The sequence below is a fragment of the Sphingobium sp. 22B genome (genome assembly GCF_001580035.1).
GTDB classification, from domain to species: domain Bacteria; phylum Pseudomonadota; class Alphaproteobacteria; order Sphingomonadales; family Sphingomonadaceae; genus Sphingobium; species Sphingobium fuliginis.
In genome coordinates this window covers 40,372-63,042 of the sequence record NZ_LTAB01000027.1, presented here as the reverse complement: position 1 = coordinate 63,042, position 22,671 = coordinate 40,372, and the positions used below count along the sequence as shown (strand labels likewise).

The following is a 22,671-nucleotide window of genomic DNA, read 5'->3' as shown; positions in this document are numbered from 1 at the left end:
ATCCCGCAGCACTTCGCCTTCCACGCCAGCCTCCAAAAGCCAGCCTTGAATCACAAATCCAAACCGTCGTGAATCCCTAAAATGTCACTACTGCCTAGAGCGTTTTTCCAAGCAGATGGAATCATCTGCTGACTCGGAAAACGCGACAAAACAAAAACTTAGAGCAGTCGAGCTGATGCAATCGGATCGGAATCTGCTCTAAAACGAAATGCCCCGGCCTTGGCCGGGGCATTTCGTTTTTGGGCGGGAGGCGGAGGTGAGCGCGAGCGTAGCCAATTTCCGGCCTGGCCGTTGGAAATCTCCGCAGATGTCGCGCTGGCTCACCCCCTCCCGCCTGCGGGGTCGAAGGGCTGGATTCATCCAAAAAGAGGTCAGCCGATCAGCGCACGGGCGTCCATGTCTGGGTCTTGCAGAACATCATGATGCAACCCTGCACCTTCAACGTGCCGTCGCCGTTTCGGCTGACCTTGCTGTTATAGGTCTTGCCGCTTTCCGGATCGTAGATCGACCCTTTCCACAGATCGCCCGCGTCGGCAAAGCCGGTGAGCAGCGCCAGGCCGGTCAGCGGCTTGCCGCGCTGGGCCGGATCGGGGTTCTTGATGTCGGTCTGCGGGCGGCCGGGGGTGGGTTTCACGATCTTCTCTATCCGCCCGCAGAGCGTCTTGCCGCAGGGGGCGATCTGGACGATGGCCTTGCCGTCGACCGTGGCCCAGCGGCCGGTGATGGGCTGGGCGGCCTGCGCGGGCAGGGCGGCGAACAGGGGCAGGATGGGCAGCGCGGCGCGGGCGGCGATGCGGGTGATGGCGACCATGGACCTCTCCGGTTTTGCGTCTTTGCAAAAGGGGATAGGGCAGGATCGGCCGCTTCGCCAAGGCGGAAAATCAGCGGCTTTCGCAGGCGTTCGAAGGGACGCTACGGCAACGCGCCTGCGCCCCTTCAAAATTTTAGAAGGCCTGGCTGATCGAGCAGGCGGCCGGACCCAGGATGACGACGAACAGGGTCGGCAGGATGAAGAGAATCAGCGGCACGGTCATGATCGCGGGCAGGCGCGCGGCCTTTTCCTCGGCACGCATCATGCGTTCGTGGCGGAATTCGGCGGACAGCACGCGCAGAGCCGAAGCCAGCGGCGTGCCGTATTTTTCCGTCTGGATCATGGTCGTGACCACGCCCTTGATCGCGTCCAGCTTGACGCGGGTGGCCAGATTCTCGAAGGCCATGCGCCGCTCCGTAAGGAAGCTGAGTTCGATGGCGGTCAGGTGGAATTCATCGCCCAGTTCCGGATAGGCCTTGCCCAGTTCACGGGCGACGCGGCTGAAGGCGGCGTCGACGGTCAATCCAGCCTCGGCGCAGATCACCAGCAGGTCCAGCGCGTCGGGCAGCCCCTTGCGGATCGCGGCGGAACGCTTCTGGATCTTGTTGTCGATGAAGATGTCGGGCGCCTTGTAGGACAGCAGCAACGCGCCGGCGAACGCCATGAAGCGCTTCGCGCCGCCCCATTCGGGGAAGATGCCCACCGCATAGAGCAGCAGCGCCGCCATGCCGCCGATGACGATCGGCAGGATCATGCGGCCGAAGATCACCGCGACCGCCCAGTCCTTCGACCGGATGCCGGCCTGGGCCAGCTTGATCTGCGCTTCCTTGAGCTGATCGTCCTGCAGCACCTTCAGGCTGGAGAGGAGCGACCGCATCTGGTCGGTCGTCTGGTTCTTCTTCACCAGCTTGGCGCGGCGGCGCGCGGTGGAGGCGGTGATGCCGGCCTTCAGCTGTTCGCGCCGTTCATTGAGCGCCTTGACGCGCTTTGCCATCGGATCGCGCACGGTCATGACCGCATAAAGCGCGAACAGCGTCGCCAGTGTCGCCAGGGCGGCGAGCAGCGTGCCGAAATCGGTGGCGGTCAGACCGAAGAGGGTGCCGGCGGGGACGGGTGTGCTTTCCATCTTGTCGGCTTCCTCAGATTTCGAAGTTGATCATCTGCGCCATGATGAAGGCGCCGATCGCCATCCAGCACATGCCGCCGATGCCGACCACCTGCATGGTCGAAAGGCCGAATATCCCGGCTGGGTCGGGCGTGAAGAAGGGGGACATATAATCGTAGTTGATGTAGCAGATCAGGCCGAATACCGTGAAAGGCAGCACGCCGATAATATAGGCCGACGCCTTGGATTCCGAGGACATCGCCCGGATCTTGAGCTTCATCTGCGCGCGCTGGCGCAGCACGTTGGCGAGGTTGGACAGGGTTTCCGCCAGATTGCCGCCGGTTTCGCGCTGGATCGCCAGGCTGATGACGAAGAATTGGAACTCGGGCGTGCCCAGCCGGTCGGCGGTCTCCTGCAACGCCTGATCCATGGTCTTGCCGATCTTGATGCGTTCGGTGATCAGCTTGAATTCCTCGCCCACCGGTCCCGGCACTTCGCTCGACACGACGTTCAGCGTCTCGGCAATGGGAAGGCCCGAGCGCAGGCCCCGGGTCAGCAGTTCCAATGCGTCTGGAAACTTGGCGTTGAATTTCAGCACGCGGCCCTTGATGAGCCGGCTGATCCACATATGCGGCAGGCCAAGCCCCGCCGCGAGGCCCAGCATCACGGCGAACAGCGGCGGGAATCCGCGCAGCATCAGCACGGCGGACAGCAGCAGGAAGATGACGGCGCAGGCGGTCATATACTGGCTGACGGTCCATTTCTTGCCGGTCATGCGGATACGCTTGGCGAGGTTTTCCGGATTGGGCACCAGGGACACCAGCATCGACGATTCATTGCCGGCCGGGCGGTTCGAGATCGCCTTGCGCATGCGCGCTTCCAATATGACGTCGGTGGAATCGCTGTGCCGGCCGCGGATCAGTTCCATGCGGCGCTTCTGCGCCTTTTCGGGCGACGGGCCGCCAAAAGCCATGACGATCAGGCCCAGCATGGTTGCGAGCAGCACCGCCATCAGGATGATATTGCCGTTCATGTGCCTGCCCGTTTCTTATCCGGTTCCATCAAAGCGGCCATGCCGCCCCCAGGCGGCACGGCCCATCCTGTTCAGGCCGAAGCCTTGCCCTTGCGGCGCGAAGGGATCATGCTCTTGAGATCGCTGATCTTGCCCAGCAGGGAATCGCCCTTCTTCGACGAGGTCGCGCGGCCTTCATCGGCCTCCGCCTCCTCCGCCGCGCCCAATACCGCATCCAGCAGGGTGTTGCAGGCGGCCCCGACCTTGCTGCCCTTGGCCGTCTCCGCCAGCGTCTTGCCCAGCTTGGCGGCCTGCGAGGCGACCTTGAGGTCGAAGGGGATCAGCACGTCCACCTTGCGTTCGATCGACTGTTCGAAATCCTTGCGGCTGATTTCCGGCGCGCCGGGGTGGACGCGGTTGGCGACCACCAGCACGCGCGACTGCGGGGCGTTGGTCTTGAGCCAGGACAGGATGCGGATCGAATCCCGCGCCGCCGCCAGCGTCAGTTCCGTGACCACGACGGTGACGTTCACGTCGCTCATCAGATGCGGATGCTGGATCAGCATGGCGCGCGGCAGGTCGATGACGCTGCATTCGAAAGCCGCGCGGAACTCCTCCAGCAACTGGTAAAAGGCGCCGCCGTCGGTCAGCAGGGGCTGGCTGATCGGCGCTTCGGCCGACAGGATGGCCAGCGTGTCGCTCGCGCGCACCATGGCGCGTTCGATGAACAGACCGTCGATGCGGCTGGGATTTTCGATCGCGTCGGTCAGGCCGCGCCCCGGCTCCAGGTCCATCGCCAGCGCGTTGGTGCCGAAATGGACGTCCAGGTCGAGAAGGGCGGTAGGGCGCTGCTTCTTGTCGCTGAGCAGCCAGGCGAGCGAGGTTGCCAAGCTGGACGCGCCCACGCCGCCGCGCGTGCCGATGACCGTCGTGGTCATGTGCGGCCGTTCCGGCCCCGCATCGCGTGGCGCGAAGAATACGGCCTGCGCCTGCGCCAGCGCGTCGCGCAACTGGTCCGCGCCGAAGGGCTTCAGCAGATAGTCCTGGATGCCGCTGGCCAGCAGGTCGCGATAGAGGCGCACGTCATTGACCTGGCCTGCCGCGATGACGACCGTGCCGGGCTCGCACACTTCGGCCAGGCTGTTGATGTCATTCAGCGGATCGCCGCTTTCCGACATGTCGATGAACAGGATCTGCGGCGAAGCGGTGATCGACAGGGACTGCACGGCGTTGCGCATGCCGCCCTTGTTCACCTTTTCCGGCGCCCAGCCCATTTCCGCCGCGACGACGCGCAGCAGGTCGAAACTGTGATCGTCGCAGACGAAGGCATGGAAGGGGTCACGCTGGCCGGATGCGCCGGGTTTCCAGGGTGCGTTCATGTCAATTGCCTCCCGACAGGGTCTTGAGGTCGCCGGAACCGGTCGGCGCCTTTTCGCGATAGGTCGAAATCGCGCGGTTGGACGTGGCGGTGCGCAGGTCGCTGTCGGTGGTCTGGCCGCGCACCAGATCCTCCGGATTGGCGATCATCGCGGCCAGATTGCCGTTCACGCCGCAGCCGAAATTGGTCGATGCGCCCAGTTGCTGGTCGGTTTCCGGCTTGTCCGACCAATCGGGGCAGCCGGGCACGCTGGCGGTGGCGCGGCGCACGATCAGGCGCACGGCGCCCTGTGGCGCGGTGCCGGCGACGGCGGTGCCGTCTTCGCCCACCAGCATGCCGTGGCGCGCCACCACATCGGCTATGCCTTCGCGCAGGGCAGGGCTGTAATAGCCTGCATCCGTCGCCACGGCGACCTGATCGCCATAGCCAAGGCCGATGGAAACGAACCAGTCGTCCAGCCGGCGCGCCTCCGATGCGGTGAGGACGCCATCGGGGCCCGCCTGCACATCATAGGTGAAGGCGGTGTGGCTGACGACCGGCTGATGGACCGACTGCACGCCGCGATTGGCGGCCTGGTCGGTCTGGCAGGCCGCGAGCGGCAGGGCCATCAGCGCGAGCGCGCCAAGGCGGACAAGGCCGGGGAGGACGGGGGTCTTGCGAGACTGGAAAGTCATGTCTTTCGTCCTTCGGATCAGAAGCTGAAGCCGGGCGCGGCGTCCTTCGAACGCTTGCCGGTGTCGCGAGAGGCGACCGGCGGCAGAGCGGCCGAGCTTTGCGGACCCGGCGCGGGCGCCGGAGCGCCCGGCGCGCGGCTCGGCATGGGGGAGCGGGCCCCGCTGACGCCGTCGTGCATCTGTTGCAGGAACAGTCCCTGACCTTCATTGGCGTTGCGGAACCCGTCCGTCGGCAGGCGCACGTCCGAAGCATTCATCGGCTTCACCAGATAGGGGGTGACGACGATGACCAGTTCCGTCTCGTGACGCTGGAAATTGCGCGACTTGAACAGGCTGCCCAGGATCGGCAGATTGCCAATGCCCGGAACCTTGCTGATGCTGTTCGCGGTGTCGTTGTTGAGCAGGCCGGCGATCATGAAGGCCTGACCGGAACCCAGTTCGACCGTAGTTTCGGCCGTGCGGCTCCTGAGCGCGGGCACGCTGGAGTCGACGGAGAAGTCGAGGCTCGACACCGTGGGGCGGACGCGCAGCGAGATGCGGCCATCGGCCAGCACGGTCGGCGTGAAGGCCAGTTGCACGCCATATTGCTTGAACTCGATACTGTTGCCCTGCGTGCCGTTGCTGACGGTATAGGGATATTCGCCGCCCGCGAGGAAGCTTGCGGTTTCGCCTGACAGCGAGGTCAGGTTGGGCTGGGCGAGGGTGGTGGCGAGGCCGCTTGATTCGGCAAGGTCCAGCACGGCGCCGATGTCGAGACCCAGCACGCGCGCCACACCGCCAAGGCTGTAACCGCCATCCGCGGTGAAGTTGAACGTTCCCCCGCCGCCGCTGTTGAAAGTGATGGCGTCACGGGTCCCGCCGCCGATGCCGCCGGCCCATTTGCCGCCGGTCAGATCCTGCGATTTCCAGTTCATGCCGATCTTGTGCCCGACATCGCGGGACACTTCGGCAATCTTGACCTGCAGGTTGACCTGAAGCGGCGTGGCGGTGCGCAGGCGGCTGACCACGGTCACTTCCTTGCCGACGAAGGCCTGGGTCAGCCTTTCGGCCTCCGCCGCGTCTTCCGGTGCGGCGATGGTGCCGGTCAGCAGGACCATGCCGTTCATCTTGTTGACGGCGATGTCCGCGTTCGGCATCGCCAGCTTCAGCATGTCGTCGATGCTGGTCAGGTTGTTGCCGACCCGCACCGTCCCGGAAAACAGCACCTTGCCGTTCGTCGCCGTCGCGAAGACGGTGGTTTCGCCTGCCTTCTTCGCGATCAGGTAAAGCTGGTTCTGCGAACGGACATGAACGTCGACCACATCCGGATCGCCGATCACCACGTCCGACATCTTGGCCGGCAGGTTGATGACCTTGCTGCCGCCCACGGAGAGCAGGATCGCATTGTCCTGCATGGAGGCGGGCGCGGCGTTGAGCGCGGTGGTCGGCGCGGCAGCGGCGGCGACCGCCAGGCCGAGCGCGATGGCGGGGCCGAGCAGCGGCTTGGCCGCAAGAGCCGAGAGGGTGTGCGGCCTGGCCGCACGGGTGTGAACAGTGAACCCCTTCATCTTACTTCCCCCCGACCGGAACGACGGTCACGCTGGTTCCGCGGGCGACGCGGATCACCGGCCCCTGGCCGACAATGCCTCCGCCGACCGGCGCGCCGATGACGGAAGCGCCGCCAGCAGCCATGGTCTGCAAAGGCTTGGCGGGGACGCTGCTGCGCTGATAGCGCGAGACGTCGGCGCCTGTGGAATAGGTGCTGCCCTTGTCGACGGGGCGAGCGGCGATGCTGGCGAGCAGCTTCTTTTCCGCATTGGGATTGCTGCCGTCCGGCAGGTCGACGTCGCTGCCGGCAATGGCCGCGTCCAGTTCGGAACTGTTGTCCGCGAGCGAGCGCAGCGAGAGCGAGAGCGAGCCGATGGTCTGGGCCACCGCGATCTTCTCCGCAATCTTCGGCGTCACTTCGATGGTGACGTTGGAATAGGTCTGAACCACCGGCTTGCCGTCGGCGCCCAGCGCGTCCATGCGCTGGTCGGTGGCGAGCACGCGCAGGTTGCGCAGGATGGTTTCGGAGACCTTGAGCGGTTCGCCTTCGCCGCCGCCGCTGACGCTCTGCGTCAGCATCAGGTCGACGCGGTCGCCCGGAAAGACGAAGCCCGCCACTGAATTCTGCGCCGACACCGGCACGGTCACGGCGCGCATGCCCGGCCCGAGGGCCGCGGCCAGGAAACCGCGATCGCCCGGCTTGATCACCGACCCCAGGGTCATCGGCTGACCGGCGGAAATGGCGGTGCGGATGACGCTGCCCACCAGCTTCTGCGGATCGGCCTGGCCTTTGATATAATAGGCCTGCTCGACCAGATCCTTGGGCCAGGGCTGGAAGCGGAAGCTCTCCGCATCCAGGATGGTGCCCACCGGCAGGGCCTTGGTCGCGACCAGCACATGGGGCTGGTCAGCCTCGACCGGCATGGACGATGCGCCCGCTTGCGGTGCGCTCGACGAACTCAGCATGTTGCGTGCAAGCAGGGCTGTAGTGACCGCTATGATCAGCGCCCCCACCAGCAGCACGATCTTCTTGGCATCCATGATGAAATTCGCCTCCCTCAATCGGACGAGTTGCGCCCGAGCCCCCGTTTATTCACGCAAATTGGTTAATATATCGTTCGCCAAGCAGCCAGAGCGCCGCGAACGAGATGGCGATGCCATAGGGGATTTGCGGCTGGCCCAGCCGCCGGGTCATGCGATGGTGCACGACGGTCACGATGGTGACGATGCCCCCCAGCACCGCCATCAGCATCAGCATCGACAGGGTCGCCTGCCAGGGAAACCAGAGCGCCAGCGCGCCCAGCAGCTTCACGTCGCCGCCGCCCATGCAGCCGAGCGCGAACAGGGCGGCGAACGCCATGAACACGATCAGCGCCACCAGCAGCTGCACCGCCATGCCCGGCCAGAAGGGCAGGCCGCAGGCCAGCCACCAGAGCGGCGCCAGCGCGGCCACCGTCAGGTTGAGCCGGTTGGAGATGATGCGCGACCGCAGATCGGTGACGGACGCCACGATCAGCAGCACTGTCAGGGCGCCGATCAGCGCCATTTGGAAAATATCCCCCGTCATGGGTTCGAAACTATAGACCGCATGGCTTACCAAAGCGTAACCATGCGGCGCATGGATTCGCCCCGTTTCGTTCCCGTTGCTTTCGACCGGCGCGCCTGGCCGATGGACGGGCGGCTCGATTACTGGACCGCGCCCGATGGCTGGCGCCTTCGCCGCTACCGGCTGGGCGAAGGTCGTCGCGGCCGGATGCTGGTGCTGGGCGGACGCGGCGACATGATCGAGAAATATCTTGAGGTCATCCGCCACTGGGCCGACCGGGGCTGGGCGGTCACCGGCTTCGACTGGCGCGGTCAGGGCGGATCGGGCCGCACGACCGGCGATCCGCTATGCGGCCATATCGACGATTTCGGACAGTGGATCGCCGACCTTGAAGCCTTCGCCACCGATTGGCGCGGGCAGGGGGTGGGGCCGAGCGTGATCGTCGGTCACAGCATGGGCGGCCATCTGTTGCTGCGCGCGCTGGCGGAGGGGATGGCTCCGCCCGATGCCGCCGTGACGGTTGCGCCGATGATGGGACTGCACACCGCGCCCCTGCCGCGCTGGCTGGCGGTGGCCATTGCCGAAGCGATGTGCGCCCTGGGCTTTGCCGAAAAGCAGGCGTGGACGCAGAAGGAGGAGTCGGAACGCCAGCGGCGCATGCGGCAGAAGCGGCTGACCCACGATCCCGAACGCTATGCCGATGAGCTGTGGTGGCGCGATCATAGCAGGGAGGTGGCGCTGGGCCCGCCGAGCTGGAAATGGGTGGCGCAGGCGCTGCATTCGACCCGCGCGCTGGAGCAGGGGCGCGCGATCGAGCGGATTGCCGTGCCCTTGCTCATCCTGGCGGCGCGGACCGACCGGCTCGTCTCCACGCCTGCCATCGCGCGGATCGCGGCGCGGATCGCCGGCGCGCGGCTGCATGTCTATGGGCGGGAGGCCGCGCACGAGATATTGCGGGAGCTGGACCCGGTGCGGCTGGATGCCTTGGCGCGGATCGATTGCTTTCTGGATGAAGTCGCCCCCGGCCGGGCCGGACTGGAATGAACCGGCCCGACATCGTGATTGTCGGCGGCGGGATCGCCGGGGCGAGCCTTGGCGCGGTGCTGGCGGACCGTGCCAGCGTGCTGATGCTGGAGATGGAGCCGAGCGCCGGCTATCACGCGACGGGGCGGGCGGTCTCCTTCTGGGAGGAGACCTATGGCGGGCTGGCGGTTCAGCCCCTGACCACGGCGTCGGGACCGATACTGGCCGCGCCCGATCCGGACTTTTCCGACACCCCTTTCCTGACGCCGCGCCGGACGTTGCATATCGGGCGGGCAGGCGATGCGGCGGCGCGGGACCGCCTGCTGGAGCAGTTCGGCGGCAAGGTCGACCTGGTTCCGGTCGAGCCTGCCGGGCTTGTCCCTGGACTGCGGCCGGAATGGACGCTGGGCGTGCTGGAGCCGGGTGTGTGCGACATCGACGTGGCGGCGTTGCATCAGGCCTGGTTGCGGCTGTTCCGTCGCCTGGGCGGCGAGGTGCGGCTGGCGACGGCGTTGCGGCGTGCCGAGGCGCGGGACGGCGGCTGGCGGGTCGAAACGGACAGGGGCGCGATCGATTGCAGGATGATCGTCAACGCGGCGGGGGCCTGGGCGGACGATGTGGCGCGGGCCTGCGGGGTCGCGCCGATTGGCATTGCGCCGCTGCGGCGGACAGTGGTGCAGTTGCGCGTGCCTGCCATGCCTGCGGCCGATCTGCCGCTGGTCATGGACCTTGCCTCGCAATTCTATTTCAAGCCGGAGGGGGAGGGCCGGGTCTGGCTCACGCCCCATGACGAGGAGCCTTCGCCGCCCTGCGACGCCGCGCCGGAGGAAATGGCGGTGGCGGAAGCGATCGCCCGCTTCGAGGCGGTGGTCGACTGGCCGGTCGAGGCGGTGGAACGCAAATGGGCCGGGCTGCGCAGCTTCTCCCGCGACCGGGCGCCGGTCTATGGCTTCGATCCGGCGGCGCGGGGCTTTTTCTGGTTTGCGGGGCAGGGCGGGTTCGGCATCCAGACCTCGCCCGCTGCGGCCTTGCTGGGCGCTGCCCTTCTCAGGGGAGAGGCTTTGCCGCCGCAGATCATGGGGATCGATCCGGCGCCTTATTCTCCGGCGCGGTTCCGTTAATTCAGCCTGCTTCCTTCATGCCGGGCTGTGTCAAAACCCGTCGGCTCGCCAGCCCCATCATGGCAAAGCCCGCGATCGCGGCGACGATATTCGCGCTTGCCGCCCCGACCGTGCCGTAGATCGGCAACAAGGCCGCCTGCATCCCCAGCAGCAAGGCGGTCGAAACCAGCGTGATGCGCAGCGACAGGCTGGCCCGGTCGGTCGCCATCAGCAGCGGACGATAGCTCACCCCGACCAGGTCGATGCAGGCCGCGATCCCCAGCAGCAGCAGCAGCGGATAGGCCGGCAGAAATGCCTTGCCGGCAATCAGCCCCAGCAGCGGATGGCCGATGGTCAGGATGAGGGCGATGATCACGGCCCCTGCGATCAGCGCCAGCCGGTTGGTCCGCCGGAACAGCGTACCCAGCGCCTCATGGCCATGGCTGGAATGAGTGCGGCTCAGTTCCACGAAGATGCTGCGGGAGAGCAGGCTGGAAATCTTGGTCAGGGAATTGGCGAGCTGGTTGGCAAGCCGGTAGAGGCCAGCCCCCGCAGGCCCCACGAACAGGCCGACCACCAGCACGGCCACCTGCTGGCCCACGGATGACAGGGTCGTCTGCAAATTGGTGGCGGTGAGAAAGCCGACGATGCCGGGATTTTCCCTGCGCGCGTCCAGCGCCCGGCCGGACCGCCAGCGCCCCAGCCTTTCGCCCCCGACGCGCAGCGCCAGCCACCAATAGCTGATCGCGCACAACAATTCCGCCGCGCCCCAGGCGATCAGGAAGCCGGTGACATCGGGCATCAGCACCCAGGCCAGCCCGGCGCCGATCATCCGCCCGACCGGGATCATGGTTTCGGCAAAGGCGCCGGAATCGAACCGGTCGAACAGCCGCAGCACGCCGGTCGGGCTGGAGCGGATGGTGATCATCATCACCATACAGAAGATCCAGGCCTGCCACCCCATGCCCGCCGACAATTCCATCAGCGGTCCGAAGGCGAGGATGATGAAGGCCGCGATCAGCCCGCCCGCCACGGCGGAGCCCAGATCGATCAGGATGCAGAAGCGCAGCACCCGGTTCAGCGCATCGCCGTCGCCCGCGGCCAGATGCGGCTGGCCGTAGCGCACGACGATCTGCCAGCTGTCGAAGCTGACCAGCGTCTTGATGACGTTGGCGGCGCTCAGCACCAGTGCGAACCGGCCGAAATCCGCGACGCCCAGCGTTCGCGTGACGATGGCCAGATAGGCAAGGCTCAGCACCGCGCCTACGCCCTTGCCGCCCAGCAGCCAGCCGGTATTCGCCAGGATGCGGGCGAAGCCTTCCTGAGCGCCAGCCGATCCGCGCTTGCTCGTCACTTGGGTTCCGGCCTTTCCTGATCGCCGACCGACCGGCGCGGGTCTATCTAGGATTGGGCCGGCTGTGATGCAACATGGCCTGTCCATCGGCCTGTCTTTGCTTTAATGGCCCGACGCATGACTATCTCGAAAGCCATCATCCTTTCCGCGGGCCAGGGATCGCGCCTGCTTCCGCTGACCCGCGACGTGCCCAAATGCATGATCGACTTCAACGGCCGCACTCTCATCAGCTGGCAGGTCGCCGCGCTGGTGGCCAATGGCGTGACCGACATCGTCGTCGTCACCGGCTTCCGCACGGAACGGGTGGAGGATCATGCGCTGCAACTCTACCGCGACACCGGCGCGCGCATCCGCACTGTCTTCAACCCCTTCTTTCAGGTGGCGGACAATCTCGGCACCTGCTGGATCGTGCGGGAGGAGATGGATCGGGACTTCATCATCCTGAACGGCGACACCATCGTCTCGGACGAGATCGTGGCGAAGCTGATCGCGGGGGCGGAGGACGCCATCACCGTGACCGTGGACGTCAAGCCCGGCGACTATGACGATGACGACATGAAGGTGAACCGGGACGAGACCGGCCGCCTGCTTGCCATCGGCAAGCGGCTGCTGCCCCATGACACCAATGCCGAATCCATCGGCATGCTGGCCTTCAAGGGCGAGGGGCCGGCGATCTTCCGCAACCAGATCGACCAGATGATGCGCACGCCAGAAGGCGTCGAGCGCTGGTATCTGCGCGCCATCGACATCATCGCCAAGGGCAACCGCGTCGGCACCGTCTCCATCGAGGGGCTGGACTGGCAGGAAGTCGACTTCCCGCAGGATGTGGAGGCGGCGAAGAGGCTCACCGCCCGCTGGCTGGCCGAGGGGCGTTACGCGAAATAGGGCCTGAGCCAGCCCGTCAGCGCGGCGATCTGTTCGGACGAGAGCTTCACCGCGCTGCCAAGGTCGGGCTGTCCCGGCCATCCGGCGTCCGTTATCCGCAGGCCCTCATGCTCGCGGCTGCCCCCATGGCGGGGCAGCACATGGAAATGGACGTGTGGGTCCACCATCATCAGCATCAGATAATTGATCTTCTCATAGCCGACTGCCTCAGTCAGCGCGCTTTCGATTGCCTTGGTCGCAAGGGCAAGTTCGGCATGGGCTTCCGCCGGCAGGTCGCCAAAGGCCGTGGCGTCGGACTTCGCCGCCAGCACCAGCGACCCCAGCGTCGGCTGGGCGGGGCGCAGCAACACCAGCCAATGCGCGAACTCCGCGATCAGGGTCGCGGGATAGCCGAATTTCCCGATGGTCGCGTTCATGCCCTTGCCTCCATCCAACTGACGATGGGCCGCCCGGAGCGCTTCACGCCATAGGCCTGCATCAGCCGCACCGCATGGACGCCCAGCGAGATGATCGTCCACCAGGCGAGCGCGATCAGCCCGATGTCCGGCCGCCCGGCCAGCAGCGCGACGAACAGGATCACCATATTCGGGTTGCGCCGCGCGGTGATCAGCCGGAACCAGCTGTCGAACCGGCCCCAGACATGGATGTCCATGCCGAAATCCTTGATGAACATCCCCTCGATCAGCCGCTGGAGCACATAACCCGCGATCACGGCCGCCATCACCAGCGCGAAAGTCTGCGTCGACAGCGCCAGCCCCCAGGCCGACAGCCCCACGCCCCAGAAATACCACCAGAAGGGCGGATGGATCAGGTCGACGCCATGGTCCGCGACATTGCCCCATTTGGACGAGGTGATGGTGCAGCGGGCCAGCTTCCCGTCTACCGTGTCCAGCACCATGAAGACGAAGCCGGCAAGCATGCCGGTCCAATACAGCCCCTGCGCGAAGAACCAGGTCGCCAATATGCAGAGCGTCGCGCCGATGGCCGTCACCATATTGGGCGTCATGCCGATCGAGGCGGCGAGCCGCGTCAGCCACAGCGCCAGTTCGGGCCAGAGATATTTGGTCAGCAGGTCGGTGACGCCCTTATAGGCGCCGAAATAGCTTTGCCGTTCGATGCCGCGCCGGGTCGCGGGCGTCAGTTCCCGGACGAAGGGCTGCTCCAGCTTGCGGAGTTGCCGGTTATAGAGCTTCCGCCCATCCGACAGATCGACGAGATGCGGCGCGCTCAGCGGATCGCTGCCTGCGGGCACCTGCCCGACGATCGGTACCGCGCCCCAGGCGAAGACCGTCCCCGGCTCCTCCAGCACCAGCCGCAGCAGCATCGGATCGAAGGCGTAGCTCAGGTTGAACAGCAGTTCTTGCCCCACCGCCAATGCGCTGCCATTCTTCGCGGCGCTTTCGGCCATGCGGCGGCAGCGTTCGGCATTGGACATGCCCCAGATGCGGGTCGCATTGTCGCCCAGCAGCCGCACCGGCCCCAGCGCGGTCATGATCGTCTGCGTCATGCGGCGGCAGTCCTTTCGGATTTCCGGGCGAAATCGAGGATGAGGTCGGCCTGCCTTTCGGAAGCAGGCGTGGGCGATCGGTCGATGGAATCGGACATGGCCGCTTCCTGAGCATCAACGAACCCGGCTTGCAAGTCCGCCGCGCGATCAAGCGCCTGTGGCAGGGCGCCCATATCCTCGATCACCTGTCCCAGCCGCCAATGGGCGAAGGCCTCATCGCCGCGCCAGTCGCGCCGGTCGAGATTGAGGAAGATGCAGGGGCGGGGATGGAGCAGATATTCATAGACCTGACTCGACACGTCGCCCAGATAGACGTCCGCGCTCATCGTATAGCTCATGTCGATGGAATGACGGCTGCCCATGTCGACGCGGATATGGGGCGCCGTCGTGCGGATCGGCGCGGTGCGGCAGGCAAGCTTGGTATGGGGGGCGATGATGACGTTCCACCCCTCCAGCGCTTCCAGCGCCGCCAGCACCTCCGGCCCATGGCGGGGCCAGGACGACAATTGGGCATCGAAATGCGGATTGTAGAGCAGCACCGGCCGGTCATTGTCGAAAAAGCGTTGCCGCGCGGCCTTCAGCTCGAACTTCGCATAGCCGCCGACCGCGCAATCCTGCGCCGTGCAGAGCCCGCGGTCGATCAGCCGCCGCCGGTCCTTCTCGCCCGCGACCAGCGTCAGGTCGAAGGCGGAATGGCGCGCCTTGTACCCGCCCTCCCGGTCGCCCGCGCCATGCTTGATCTGGATCATGCGGGCGGAAAAGCCGGGCATGGTGCGCAGCCAGCCGCTGGAAATCTCCGTCGTCACCAACAGGGGAAAGCGGCGGACCGTCGCATAGTTCAGCATCAGCGTCAGGAAACGCGACGGCTGGCGGAACAGCGAGTCGGGTTGGGCGGGCGGCCTGCGCAGGCGGATGAGGTCCAGCGCGCCTTCCGGATCATAGCTGGCGACCAGATCCAGGATCAGGCGGGAGGGGGAAAGCACATGCACCTTCACCCCCGCCCGGCGCGACAGGGCAAGCGCGGCCGGCAGCCAGTGATAGACCTGATGGGCTTCGGCAATGGCGAGGAAGGCGATGTCGGTCGGCAACGGGCTGGCTCTCCAGGGTGTGCCGCGCCGTAGCGATCAGGACCGCCACAAATCAAGCAACCCGTTTTTTGCATTGCGTCAGTGCTGGACCTTTGCAGATTTTTTGTTATGCGCAACGCCGACTGAAGGATTATCCGAAGAGGCTTGACGAGCAATGGCCGAATTTTCGCTGCCCAAGAACAGCAAGATCAGCGCCAAGGGCGTAACCCACAAGGCGCCCGACGGCGCGACGAACGTCAAGAGCTTCAAGGTCTATCGCTACGATCCCGACTCCGGGCAGAATCCGCGCTACGACACGTTCGAGATCGATCTCGACAATTGCGGGCCGATGGTTCTGGACGCCCTGCTGAAGATCAAGAATGAATATGATCCGACGCTGACCTTCCGCCGTTCCTGCCGCGAGGGCATTTGCGGTTCCTGCTCGATGAACATGAACGGCCGCAACGGCCTGGCCTGCACCACCTCGATCGAAGAATGCGCGGGCAAGGAAGTGCGCGTCACGCCGCTGCCGCACATGGACGTCATCAAGGATCTGGTCCCCGACTTCACCCATTTCTACGCCCAGTACAACAGCATCAAGCCCTGGCTGCAAACCGTCAGCCCGGCGCCCAGCGGCAAGGAACGGCTCCAGTCGCCTGCCGACCGCGAGAAGCTGGACGGTCTCTATGAGTGCATCCTGTGCGCCTGCTGCTCGACCTCCTGCCCCAGCTACTGGTGGAACAGCGACAAGTTCCTGGGCCCGGCGATCCTGCTCCAGGCCTATCGCTGGCTGGCCGACAGCCGCGACGAATATACCGGCGAGCGTCTGGACGAGCTGGAGGATCCCTTCCGTCTCTATCGCTGCCACACCATCATGAACTGCGCGAATGTCTGCCCCAAGGGCCTGAGCCCGGCCAAGGCGATCGCGGAAACCAAGAAGATGATGGTCGAGCGGCAACTCTGACACGGTGAGCGACGGAGCGGGTCATCTGAGCCCGGTGGCCGAAGGGCCCTGGGCGGGCTGGTCGTGCTGGACCGACACGGCGCCGGGCACGTTCCTCGACTCGGCCATCGGCACCAGCTATTCGCGCAGCGATGCGGCGGGCAGGGCGACGGTCATGCTGGAAAGCCTGCCGTCGCACGCCAACCGGCTGGGGGCGCTGCATGGCGGCTTTCTCGCCGGATTTGCCGATCATGCCTATTTCGCGGCCCTGGCGGCGATGGGGCGCCCGGAACAGGCGGCGGCGGTGACCGTTGACCTCAGCATGCAATATTGTGGCTCCGGAAAGATCGGTCCCGTCCTGCGCGCGGAGGTCGAATTGCTGCGGGAGACGGGGCGGCTGATGTTCCTGCGCCTGACCATTTCCCAGGATGACGACCTGATCGCGGCATCCGCCGCGACCGTGCGCAAGGCGCCCGAACCCAAGAAGCCGCTGCCAGGGTGAGCAGCGTTATCGCCCGTTACGACGCGCTCGTGACCGCGGGCGAATTGCGGCCCGACCCCGACCAGCGGGCGGCGGCGATGCGCCTGGACCTGCTCCAGCAGGAGCTGGAGGCGTCGCCGCCGCGCGGTTCGACCTTGTGGAGGCTGCTGCGAAAGGCGCCGGAACCGCCGCGCGGCCTTTACATGTGGGGCGGCGTCGGGCGCGGCAAGTCGATGCTGATGGACCTGTTCTTCGACACGGTGCATGTCCAGCGCAAGAAGCGCGCCCATTTCCACGAATTCATGCTCGATGTCCATGCCCGGCTGGCCGAGGCGCGCAAGTCGGAGACGGGCGACCCGATCCCCCCGGTGGTCGAGTCGCTGGCGGAGGAGGCGCGGCTGCTCTGTTTCGACGAGATGGTCGTCAACAATATGGCCGATGCCGCGATCATGTCGCGGCTCTTTACCGGCTTGCTGGAAAAGCGGGTGACGATCGTCACCACCTCCAACCGCGAGCCGGACGAACTCTACAAGAACGGTCTCAACCGCCAGCTTTTCCTGCCCTTCATCGACCTCATCAAGGCGAAGCTGGACGTCATGACCCTGAACGGTCCGACCGACTATCGCCGCGATCGCCTGGGCGATGCGACCCTGTGGCACGCGCCCAACGGTCCGGAAGCGACGAGGGCGCTGTCGGAAGCCTTTTTCCGCCTGACCGACTATCCGGTCGAAGACCGGGCGAAGGTTCCGGCCGAGGACATCAAGGTGCAGGGCGGCCGGACGCTGCATGTGCCCAAGAGCCTGAAGGGCGTCGCCGTCTTTTCCTTCAAGCGCCTCTGCGTCGAGGCCCGGGGCGCGCCGGACTATCTGGCGATCGCCCGCAAATATCACACCGTCATCATCGTCGGCATTCCGGTGCTGGGGCCGGAGAAACGCAATGAGGCCGCGCGTTTCGTGACGCTGATCGACGCGCTCTACGAATATAAGGTGAAACTGCTCGCCTCCGCCGATGCGGAACCGGCGCGTCTCTACCCGGAGGGCGATGGCGCGTTCGAGTTCGAGCGCACCGTATCCCGCCTGATGGAAATGCAGTCCGACGACTATCTGGCGCTGGGCCACGGCGAGAAATAATCTCGCTCCGTCGAATTCGCCATTGTCCGTTCTGGAAAAAAGGGTCCGCACGCTCCCATTGAAGGGAGGCGTGCGGCAGGTGGCCGCTGTGGGGAAGGGCCATGCGCCAGGGTAGGAGCGCGTGGGCGACAGAGGTGAAACGGCTATTAATGAAATTGCGAATGAATTGCAAAGATAAATTGGCATGCGGGCCTTTGCGCGGTTGAAACCTAGGGCGGATAGGCCTAAGCGCACTTTCAGTTCCGGTTTCTTGGCAATTCCAGTTTACGGCTTGGAGGATGATTGCATATGGCCCGTAAGAAGATCGCGCTTATCGGCGCTGGTAATATCGGTGGCACGCTCGCGCATCTGGCGGCTCTCAAGGGGCTTGGCGACATCGTCCTCTTCGACGTCGTCGAAGGCGTGCCGCAGGGCAAGGCGCTCGACCTGTCGCAATGCGCTTCGGTCGAAGGCTTCGACGCGAAGATCACCGGCTCCAACGATTATGCCGACATTGCGGGCGCGGACGTCATCATCGTCACCGCCGGCGTCGCCCGCAAGCCGGGCATGAGCCGCGACGACCTGCTGGGCATCAACCTCAAGGTCATGAAGGCCGTGGGCGAGGGCATCGCCGCCAACGCGCCCGACGCCTTCGTCATCTGCATCACCAACCCGCTCGACGCGATGGTGTGGGCGCTGCGCGAATTTTCCGGCCTGCCGCACAACAAGGTGGTCGGCATGGCCGGCGTGCTCGACTCGTCGCGCTTCAACCATTTCCTCGCGGAAGAATTCAACGTGTCGGCCAAGGACGTCACCAGCTTCGTGCTCGGCGGCCATGGCGACACGATGGTCCCGGTGATCGAATATTCGACCGTCGCGGGCATCCCGGTTCCCGACCTCATCAAGCAGGGCCGCTCGACCAAGGAGCGCATCGACGCCATCGTGCAGCGGACCCGTTCGGGCGGCGGCGAGATCGTCGCGCTGCTGAAGACCGGCTCGGCCTTCTATGCGCCGGCCACCAGCGCCATCGCCATGGCTGAAGCCTATCTGGGCGACAAGAAGCGCCTGCTGCCCTGCGCCGCCAACCTGACCGGCCAGTACGGCGTCGACAATCTCTATGTCGGCGTGCCCGTGATCATCGGCGCCGGCGGTGTCGAGCAGGTCGTCGAGATCGAACTGGACGACGAAGCCAAGGCGAACCTTCAGGTGTCGATCGACGCCGTCAAGGAACTGCTGGAAGCCTGCAAGGGCATCGATCCTTCGCTGGCCTGATCCGCAAACGAGCTTGCACCGGACCGTCCCAGGTAAGTGCGCAGCCTGGGGCGGTCCGCCTTTAGACCCAAAGTGCCACGTCCACAGAAAATGAAGGGACGCCCATGTCCATTCTGGTGAACAAGAACACCAAGGTCATCACCCAGGGTATGACCGGTGCCACCGGTACCTTCCACACCGAAACCGCCCTGGCCTATGGCACGCAGATGGTCGGCGGCGTCACGCCGGGCAAGGGCGGCACGACCCATATCGGCCTGCCCATGTTCGACACCGTGGCCGAAGCCAAGTCGAAGACCGGCGCCGATGCGTCGGTCATCTATGTTCCGCCGCCGTTCGCGGCCGACTCGATCCTGGAAGCGATCGACGCCGAAATCCCGCTGATCGTCTGCATCACCGAAGGCATTCCGGTGCTGGACATGGTGAAGGTGAAGCGCGCCCTTTCGGGTTCGAAGTCGCGCCTGATCGGCCCGAACTGCCCCGGCCTGCTGACGCCGGGCGAATGCAAGATCGGCATCATGCCGGGCAACATCTTCTCCAAGGGCAGCGTCGGCGTCGTCTCGCGCTCCGGCACGCTGACCTATGAAGCCGTGTTCCAGACCACCAATGCGGGCCTGGGCCAGACCACGGCCGTCGGCATCGGCGGCGATCCGGTGAACGGCACCAACTTCATCGACGTGCTGGAACTGTTCCTGGCCGACGACGCCACCGAATCGATCATCATGATCGGTGAAATCGGCGGCGACGCGGAAGAGCAGGCCGCCCAGTTCCTGATCGACGAAGCGAAGAAGGGCCGCAAGAAGCCGATGGCCGGCTTCATCGCGGGCCGCACCGCGCCTCCGGGACGCCGCATGGGTCATGCCGGCGCGATCGTGTCGGGCGGCAAGGGCGACGCGGAGAGCAAGATCGCGGCGATGGAAGCAGCCGGCATCAAGGTTGCGGCGAGCCCCTCCGAACTCGGCACGACCCTGCTGGAAGTGCTGAAGGGCTGATCCAGCCATGGAGATGGCCGGGCTGCACCCCGGCCATCTGTTACCCCGCACCCGCGACTGCACGCGGTTGGCATGGGACGAGAGAAATGGGTTACGAAAACCAGGACTTCGAGATTGAGCGCGGACCGAGCTGGGCGCGCACCAACTGGCCGCCGATCGACACCGACGACCTGACCGGGGCGCTTGACCCCACGCAGATGCAAGTGGCCGTGAAGGCCGCCGCCAAGGCCAATGGCAAGGCGGTTTCGGATGCTGATGCCGTAAGTGCGGCTGACGATGCAATACGCGCGCAGATGTTGATCCGCACATATCGCGTACGTGGTCATCTGGCTGCCAATCTCGACCCGCTGGGGTTGACCCAACGCGATCTGCCGGCTGACCTGACGCCGGAATATCACGGCCTGAACGATCCGGACAAGAAGGTCTATCTGGGCGGCACGCTGGGCCTGCAATATGCGACCGTGCGTGAGATCGTGGCGATTCTGCGCGCCAATTATTGCGGCAATGTCGGCCTGGAATATATGCACATCGCGGACGTGGAGGAACGCCGTTTCCTGCAGGAGCGTCTGGAGGGCAAGGACAAGGAAATCCATTTCACGCCGGAAGGCAAGAAGGCGATCCTGGCCAAGGTGATCCACGCCGAGCAATATGAGAAGTTCCTGGGCCGCAAATATGTCGGCACCAAGCGCTTCGGCCTGGACGGCGGCGAATCGATGATCCCGGCGCTGGAAGCCATCATCAAATATGGCGGCGCGCAGGGCGTGCGCGAGATCGTCTATGGCATGGCGCATCGCGGCCGGCTGAACGTGCTCGCCAATGTGATGGCCAAGGGCTTCCGCGTCATCTTCCACGAATTTTCGGGCGGCACCGCCAATCCCGAGGATGTCGGCGGATCGGGCGACGTCAAATATCACCTCGGCACCTCGACCGACCGTGAGTTCGACGGCGTCAAGGTCCATATGTCGCTGGTTCCCAATCCGTCGCACCTCGAAACCGTCGATCCGGTGGTGCTGGGCAAGGTGCGCGCGCAGCAGACCTTCCGCGACGACCTCGCCAAGCATGAGCAGGTGCTGCCCGTGCTGATCCACGGCGACGCGGCCTTTGCGGGGCAGGGCATCGTCTGGGAATGCTTCGGCTTCTCCGGCGTGTCGGGCTATAATACCGGCGGCTGCATCCACTTCATCGTCAACAACCAGATCGGCTTCACGACCAGCCCGCAATTCTCGCGCGGTTCGCCTTATCCCAGCGATGTGGCGAAGGGCGTCCAGGCCCCGATCCTGCACGTCAATGGCGATGATCCGGAGGCGGTGACCTTCGCGTGCAAGCTGGCGATGGAATATCGCCAGACCTTCCACCGCGACATCGTGATCGACATGTGGTGCTATCGCCGCTTCGGTCACAATGAAGGCGACGAGCCGTCCTTCACCCAGCCGCAAATGTATGCGAAGATCCGTCAGCATCCGCCGGTCAGCGACGTCTATTCGGCGCGGCTGAAGGCGGAGGGTGTGGTCGACGATGATTTCGTCGCCCAGGTGACGGGCGACTTCGTCAACCATCTGGAGGAAGAGTTCGAGGCCGGCAAGAGCTACAAGCCCAACAAGGCCGACTGGTTCGCCGGTCGGTGGTCGGGCCTGCACAAGCCGGCCGATGCCGAAACGAGCCGCCAGAGCGTCGAGTCCGCTATCAGCCAGAAGCTGTTCGACAGCCTGGGCAAGACGCTGACGGCGATTCCGGAGGGCCTCAACGTCCACAAGACGCTGAAGCGCGTGATCGACGCCAAGGCCGAGATGTTCAAGTCCGGCGAGAATTTCGACTGGGCGACCGGCGAGGCGCTGGCCTTCGGATCGCTGCTGTCGGAAGGCTATGGCGTTCGTCTGTCGGGCCAGGACTCCGGGCGCGGCACCTTCAGCCAGCGGCACGCGGTCTGGACCGACCAGGATAGGGAGAACAAATATATCCCGCTCTCGACCGTGCCCCACGGCCGGTTCGAGGTGCTGGATTCGCCGCTCTCCGAATATGGCGTGCTGGGCTTCGAATATGGCTTCGCGCTGGCCGATCCCAAGAGCCTGGTGCTGTGGGAAGCGCAGTTCGGCGACTTCGCCAATGGCGCGCAGATCATCTTCGACCAGTATATCGCTTCGTCGGAGACCAAGTGGCTGCGGTCCAACGGCCTCGTCTGCCTGCTGCCGCATGGCTATGAAGGTCAGGGTCCCGAGCATAGCTCGGCCCGGCTGGAGCGCTATCTCCAGCTTTGCGCGGAAGGGAATATCCAGGTCGCGAACATCACGACCCCGGCCAATTACTTCCACGTCCTGCGTCGTCAGATGCTGCGGCCCTTCCGCAAGCCCCTGATCATCATGGCGCCCAAGTCGCTGCTGCGCCACAAGCTGGCGGTCAGCAAGGCGGAGGACTTCCTGGGCGAAACGCACTTCAAGCGCATCCTGTCGGACCCCAATGGGGCCGCCGACAAGGACACCCGCCGCCTGGTGCTCTGTTCCGGCAAGGTCTTCTACGACCTGATGGAGGCCCGCGACGCCGCGGGCGACACGGACGTGCAGATCGTGCGCATCGAGCAGATCTACCCGTTCGCGGCCGAAGCCCTCGCCAAGCGCATCGAGCGCATGACGAACCTGGAAGAAGTCGTCTGGTGTCAGGAAGAACCGCGCAACAACGGCGCATGGTTCTTCGTGGAGCCCTATGTCGAGGAAGCGCTGGCAGCCGCCGGCAAGGCGCCGATGCGCGCCCGCTATGCCGGCCGCAAGGCGTCGGCGTCGCCCGCCACGGGCCTCGCCAAGCGCCATGTCGCCGAGCAGGGCGCCCTCGTCGCCGATGCGCTGGGTCACAGCGTCCGTGAAGAAATCCGTCGCCAGAAGAAAGGCTGAACAAGC

Annotated in this window: 21 protein-coding genes; 9 read left to right on the top strand and 12 right to left on the bottom strand. The window is 65.3% G+C overall.

Annotated elements, in window-relative coordinates:
- Nucleotides 1-379: 379 nt before the first annotated feature.
- The 8 genes from A0J57_RS19935 to A0J57_RS19900 all read right to left on the bottom strand — a co-directional run bounded on the left by A0J57_RS19935 (nt 380) and on the right by A0J57_RS19900 (nt 8,074).
- A complete protein-coding gene (locus A0J57_RS19935; protein WP_025547804.1) occupies nt 380-811 on the bottom strand; it encodes a DUF2147 domain-containing protein in 432 nt (143 codons plus the stop codon).
- 133 nt (nt 812-944) lie between these two features.
- Nucleotides 945-1,937, bottom strand: a complete 993-nt coding sequence (locus tag A0J57_RS19930) for a type II secretion system F family protein (protein WP_025547806.1) — start codon at nt 1,935-1,937, stop codon at nt 945-947.
- A gap of 13 nt (nt 1,938-1,950) precedes the next feature.
- Nucleotides 1,951-2,949 carry a type II secretion system F family protein gene (locus A0J57_RS19925; protein WP_044661771.1) on the bottom strand — a complete coding sequence of 333 codons (999 nt, stop codon included), beginning with the start codon at nt 2,947-2,949 and terminating at the stop codon, nt 1,951-1,953.
- 71 nt (nt 2,950-3,020) lie between these two features.
- Nucleotides 3,021-4,307, bottom strand: coding sequence for a pilus assembly protein CpaE (locus A0J57_RS19920; RefSeq protein ID WP_048576170.1), 1,287 nt, complete (start codon nt 4,305-4,307; stop codon nt 3,021-3,023).
- A 1-nt stretch (nt 4,308) separates the two neighbouring features.
- On the bottom strand, nt 4,309-4,980 hold the full coding sequence (locus tag A0J57_RS19915; protein ID WP_061938974.1) for a CpaD family pilus assembly protein: 672 nt from the start codon (nt 4,978-4,980) through the stop codon (nt 4,309-4,311).
- A 17-nt stretch (nt 4,981-4,997) separates the two neighbouring features.
- On the bottom strand, nt 4,998-6,527 hold the full coding sequence (locus A0J57_RS19910; RefSeq protein WP_061938972.1) for a type II and III secretion system protein family protein: 1,530 nt from the start codon (nt 6,525-6,527) through the stop codon (nt 4,998-5,000).
- A gap of 1 nt (nt 6,528) precedes the next feature.
- Nucleotides 6,529-7,548 carry a Flp pilus assembly protein CpaB gene (gene cpaB / locus A0J57_RS19905; RefSeq protein ID WP_061938984.1) on the bottom strand — a complete coding sequence of 340 codons (1,020 nt, stop codon included), beginning with the start codon at nt 7,546-7,548 and terminating at the stop codon, nt 6,529-6,531.
- A gap of 52 nt (nt 7,549-7,600) precedes the next feature.
- Nucleotides 7,601-8,074, bottom strand: coding sequence for a prepilin peptidase (locus A0J57_RS19900; protein ID WP_025547813.1), 474 nt, complete (start codon nt 8,072-8,074; stop codon nt 7,601-7,603).
- Between the two features lie 42 nt (nt 8,075-8,116).
- On the opposite strand from A0J57_RS19900, the gene A0J57_RS19895 reads away from it, so the two are divergent.
- Complete coding sequence (locus A0J57_RS19895) at nt 8,117-9,097, top strand: alpha/beta hydrolase (protein WP_082718755.1); 981 nt, start codon at nt 8,117-8,119, stop codon at nt 9,095-9,097.
- Nucleotides 9,094-10,197: an FAD-binding oxidoreductase gene (locus A0J57_RS19890; protein ID WP_061938970.1), complete on the top strand. Its 1,104-nt coding sequence runs from the start codon at nt 9,094-9,096 to the stop codon at nt 10,195-10,197. Before A0J57_RS19895 ends, A0J57_RS19890 begins: the two co-directional genes overlap by 4 nt.
- Before the next feature lies 1 nt (nt 10,198).
- Here the strand turns inward: A0J57_RS19890 and A0J57_RS19885 are convergent, their stop codons facing one another.
- The gene (locus A0J57_RS19885; protein ID WP_061938968.1) at nt 10,199-11,530 is read right to left on the bottom strand and encodes a lipopolysaccharide biosynthesis protein; all 1,332 of its coding nucleotides are present in this window, start codon (nt 11,528-11,530) and stop codon (nt 10,199-10,201) included.
- Between the two features lie 117 nt (nt 11,531-11,647).
- Between A0J57_RS19885 and A0J57_RS19880 the strand changes: the two genes are divergently transcribed.
- Entirely contained in the window at nt 11,648-12,415 is a 768-nt protein-coding gene (locus A0J57_RS19880; RefSeq protein ID WP_061938966.1) for a sugar phosphate nucleotidyltransferase, read from the top strand.
- On the opposite strand, the gene A0J57_RS19875 is transcribed toward A0J57_RS19880, so the two are convergent.
- Genes A0J57_RS19875 through A0J57_RS19865 form a run of 3 tightly spaced genes read right to left on the bottom strand, consistent with a single transcriptional unit; the run spans nt 12,403 to nt 15,010 of the window.
- Nucleotides 12,403-12,831 carry an HIT family protein gene (locus tag A0J57_RS19875; RefSeq protein WP_061938965.1) on the bottom strand — a complete coding sequence of 143 codons (429 nt, stop codon included), beginning with the start codon at nt 12,829-12,831 and terminating at the stop codon, nt 12,403-12,405. The genes A0J57_RS19880 and A0J57_RS19875 overlap by 13 nt on opposite strands.
- Nucleotides 12,828-13,922 carry a CDP-alcohol phosphatidyltransferase family protein gene (locus tag A0J57_RS19870; RefSeq protein WP_061938962.1) on the bottom strand — a complete coding sequence of 365 codons (1,095 nt, stop codon included), beginning with the start codon at nt 13,920-13,922 and terminating at the stop codon, nt 12,828-12,830. The genes A0J57_RS19875 and A0J57_RS19870 overlap by 4 nt, the downstream gene beginning before the upstream one ends.
- The gene (locus A0J57_RS19865; RefSeq protein ID WP_061938960.1) at nt 13,919-15,010 is read right to left on the bottom strand and encodes a hypothetical protein; all 1,092 of its coding nucleotides are present in this window, start codon (nt 15,008-15,010) and stop codon (nt 13,919-13,921) included. Before A0J57_RS19865 ends, A0J57_RS19870 begins: the two co-directional genes overlap by 4 nt.
- Before the next feature lie 154 nt (nt 15,011-15,164).
- Here A0J57_RS19865 and A0J57_RS19860 point away from each other — a divergent pair, with 154 nt between their 5' ends.
- From A0J57_RS19860 to A0J57_RS19835, 6 genes are all read left to right on the top strand, one after another.
- Nucleotides 15,165-15,953, top strand: a complete 789-nt coding sequence (locus tag A0J57_RS19860) for a succinate dehydrogenase iron-sulfur subunit (RefSeq protein ID WP_025547823.1) — start codon at nt 15,165-15,167, stop codon at nt 15,951-15,953.
- Nucleotides 15,954-15,987: 34 nt separating this feature from the next.
- Nucleotides 15,988-16,434: a PaaI family thioesterase gene (locus A0J57_RS19855; protein WP_061938980.1), complete on the top strand. Its 447-nt coding sequence runs from the start codon at nt 15,988-15,990 to the stop codon at nt 16,432-16,434.
- A complete protein-coding gene (zapE, locus tag A0J57_RS19850; RefSeq protein ID WP_044661780.1) occupies nt 16,431-17,543 on the top strand; it encodes a cell division protein ZapE in 1,113 nt (370 codons plus the stop codon). Before A0J57_RS19855 ends, zapE begins: the two co-directional genes overlap by 4 nt.
- Before the next feature lie 288 nt (nt 17,544-17,831).
- Nucleotides 17,832-18,794 (top strand): malate dehydrogenase, encoded by a 963-nt coding sequence (mdh, locus tag A0J57_RS19845; protein ID WP_044661781.1) that lies wholly within the window; start codon nt 17,832-17,834, stop codon nt 18,792-18,794.
- A 104-nt stretch (nt 18,795-18,898) separates the two neighbouring features.
- The gene (gene sucD / locus A0J57_RS19840) at nt 18,899-19,783 is read left to right on the top strand and encodes a succinate--CoA ligase subunit alpha (RefSeq protein WP_025547828.1); all 885 of its coding nucleotides are present in this window, start codon (nt 18,899-18,901) and stop codon (nt 19,781-19,783) included.
- An 86-nt stretch (nt 19,784-19,869) separates the two neighbouring features.
- Nucleotides 19,870-22,665 (top strand): 2-oxoglutarate dehydrogenase E1 component, encoded by a 2,796-nt coding sequence (locus A0J57_RS19835; protein ID WP_061938958.1) that lies wholly within the window; start codon nt 19,870-19,872, stop codon nt 22,663-22,665.
- Nucleotides 22,666-22,671 lie beyond the last annotated feature (6 nt).